The organism is Streptomyces alkaliphilus (genome assembly GCF_014141535.1).
In the GTDB taxonomy this organism is placed as follows: Bacteria; Actinomycetota; Actinomycetes; order Streptomycetales; family Streptomycetaceae; genus Streptomyces; species Streptomyces alkaliphilus.
In genome coordinates this window covers 1-2,882 of record NZ_VKHT01000677.1, presented here as the reverse complement: position 1 = coordinate 2,882, position 2,882 = coordinate 1, and the positions used below count along the sequence as shown (strand labels likewise).

The 2,882-nt window shown below is 73.8% G+C and carries 1 protein-coding gene; it reads left to right on the top strand.

Annotation, left to right across the window (positions count from 1 at the left end; translation table 11 throughout):
• The first annotated feature begins 41 nt into the window (after nucleotides 1-41).
• Nucleotides 42-2,633 carry a bifunctional FO biosynthesis protein CofGH gene (locus tag FNQ90_RS18345; protein ID WP_182607376.1) on the top strand — a complete coding sequence of 864 codons (2,592 nt, stop codon included), beginning with the start codon at nucleotides 42-44 and terminating at the stop codon, nucleotides 2,631-2,633.
• The last annotated feature ends 249 nt before the right edge of the window (nucleotides 2,634-2,882 follow it).

The following is a 2,882-nucleotide window of genomic DNA, read 5'->3' as shown; positions in this document are numbered from 1 at the left end:
GCATGGCGGTGGCCCCGGGGTCCGGCTCGTATGCTCGGGGGATGACCACGAGCGCGCACCGCCCCGGGGCCACCGCCATGCGACGCGCGTTGCGTCGCGCCGAGAACGGCGTGACCCTCGACGCGGCCGAGGCCGCCGTTCTGCTGACGGCCCGCGACACCGACCTGGAGCGACTGTGCTCGGTCGCCTCCCGGGTCCGGGACGCCGGCCTGGAGGCGGCGGGTCGGCCCGGTGTGATCACCTTCTCCAAGAAGGTCTTCATCCCCCTCACCCGGCTGTGTCGGGACCGCTGTCACTACTGCACCTTCGTCACCGTCCCCGGAAAGCTGCGCCGCGCCGGGCACCAGCCCTACCTGAGCCCCGACGAGGTGCTGGACATCGCCCGCCGGGGCGCCGCACAGGGCTGCAAGGAAGCCTTGTTCACCCTCGGCGACCGCCCCGAGGACCGGTGGCCCGAGGCCCGCGAGTGGCTCGACGCGCACGGCTACGACGACACCCTCGCCTACGTGCGGGCCATGGCCATCCGGGTCCTGGAGGAGACCGGGTTGCTCCCCCACCTCAACCCCGGGGTGCTGGGCTGGTCCGACTTCCAGCGGCTCAAGCCGGTGGCGCCCTCAATGGGCATGATGCTGGAGACCACCGCCGAGCGGCTGTGGTCCGAGCCCGGCGGCCCCCACCACGGCTCCCCGGACAAGGAGCCCGCCGTGCGCCTGCGGGTGCTCGAGGACGCCGGACGGTCGGCCGTCCCCTTCACCACCGGTCTGCTCATCGGCATCGGGGAGACCGTGCGGGAGCGGGTGGAATCCCTCTTCGCCCTGCGCCGCACGGCGCGCGCCCACCGGGGCGTCCAGGAGATCATCATCCAGAACTTCCGGGCCAAACCGGACACCGCCATGCGGGGCGTCCCCGACGCCGAACTGTCCGAGCTGGCCGCCACGATCGCCGTGACCCGTCTGCTGATGGGCCCCGAGGCCCGCATCCAGGCCCCGCCGAACCTCGCCGACGAGCAGTACGCCCTGCTGCTGGCCGCCGGCATCGACGACTGGGGAGGCGTCTCGCCGCTCACCCCCGACCACGTCAACCCCGAGCGCCCCTGGCCGCACATCGACGAGTTGGCCCGACGCACCGCCGAGGCCGGCTTCGTGCTGCGCGAGCGCCTCACCATCCACCCGGAGTTCATCCGGCGCGGCGAGCCCTGGTTGGACCCCCGGCTGTTGCCGCACGTCACCGCCCTCGCCGACCCCGCCACCGGTCTCGCCGACGAGTCGGCCCGGCCGGTCGGGCGCCCCTGGCAGGAGCCGGACCGTCCGCTGACCGCGTCGGGCCGCACCGATCTGCACCGCACCATCGACACCGAGGGCCGCACCGGCGACCGCCGCACCGACTTCGACGAGGTCTACGGCGACTGGGAGGAACTGCGCCGCAGCGCCGCCCCCGGCATGACCCCCGAGCGGGTGGACAGCGACCTGCGCGCCGCGCTCTCCACCGCCGCCGACGACCCCACCGCGTTGACCGACGAGCAGGCGCTGACCCTGCTGCACGCCGACGGCCCGGCCCTGGACGCCCTGTGCCGGATCGCGGACGACCTGCGCCGCGACACCGTCGGCGACGAGGTGACCCTCATCGTCACCCGCAACATCAACTTCACCAACGTCTGCTACACCGGCTGCCGGTTCTGCGCCTTCGCCCAGCGCCGCACCGACGCCGACGCCTACACGCTCTCCCTGGAACAGGTCGCCGAGCGGGCCGCCGGCGCCTGGGACGTGGGGGCGGTCGAGGTGTGCATGCAGGGCGGCATCCACCCCGACCTGCCGGGCACCGCCTACTTCGACCTGGTGCGGGCGGTGAAGGAGCGGGTCCCGGGCATCCACGCGCACGCCTTCTCGCCGATGGAGGTCGTCAACGGCGCCTCCCGTACGGGGCTGTCGATCCGCGAGTGGCTGATCGCTGCCCGGGAGGCGGGCCTGGACTCCATCCCCGGCACCGCCGCCGAGATCCTGGACGACGAGGTCCGGTGGGTCCTCACCAAGGGAAAGCTGCCGGCCGCCACCTGGATCGAGGTCGTCTCCACCGCCCACGAGGTGGGGCTGCGCTCCTCGTCCACCATGATGTACGGCCACGTGGACCAACCCCGGCACTGGCTGGGGCACCTGCGCACCCTGGCGGCCGTGCAGCGGGCCAACGAGGAGAAGGGCGTGGCCGGGTTCACCGAGTTCGTGACCCTGCCCTTCATCCACACCAACGCGCCGGTCTACCTGGCGGGCATCGCCCGACCGGGGCCGACCCTCCGCGACAACCTGGCGGTCACGGCCATGGCACGGCTGCTGCTGCACCCGCACATCACCAACATCCAGACCAGCTGGGTCAAGCTCGGTGCCGAGGGCGCGGCACGGATGCTCCGTTCGGGCGCCAACGACCTGGGCGGCACGCTGATGGAGGAGACCATCTCCCGGATGGCGGGCTCCCGGTACGGCTCCCACCGCTCGGTGGCGGACCTGCGGGCCATCGCCGAGGCGGCGGGCCGGCCCCACCGGATGCGGACCACCGACTACGGCCCGGTGCCGGAGGAGCGACGGCTGCGGGCCCTGGAGCAGGACGGTCGGTTGCCGGAGCTGCTGCCCCTGGTCGACTGACCCGTCCGGCACCCACCCCGGGTCCGGCCCGGTCGTGTCCGGTTCCACCCCGCGCCCCCGACGCGGTCCTGACGGACGGCGCCGGCTCCCCTACCCTGCCGGGTGGGATCGCCCGTCGCCGACGGGAGGTCCCGGCACGGCACCCCGGGAAGGGGCGGACGGCCGGCCCGGGGGATGCGCGCGACCGGCTCCGCGGACGGGAACGGACGGGTGCGTACGGGAACGTACGGAGGAGGGGTGGCCGATGAC

What these genes read in the sequence shown, in the direction of transcription:
- FNQ90_RS18345 (WP_182607376.1), top strand. Translation starts at nt 42, where the DNA reads ATGACCACGAGCGCGCACCGCCCCGGGGCCACCGCCATGCGACGCGCG.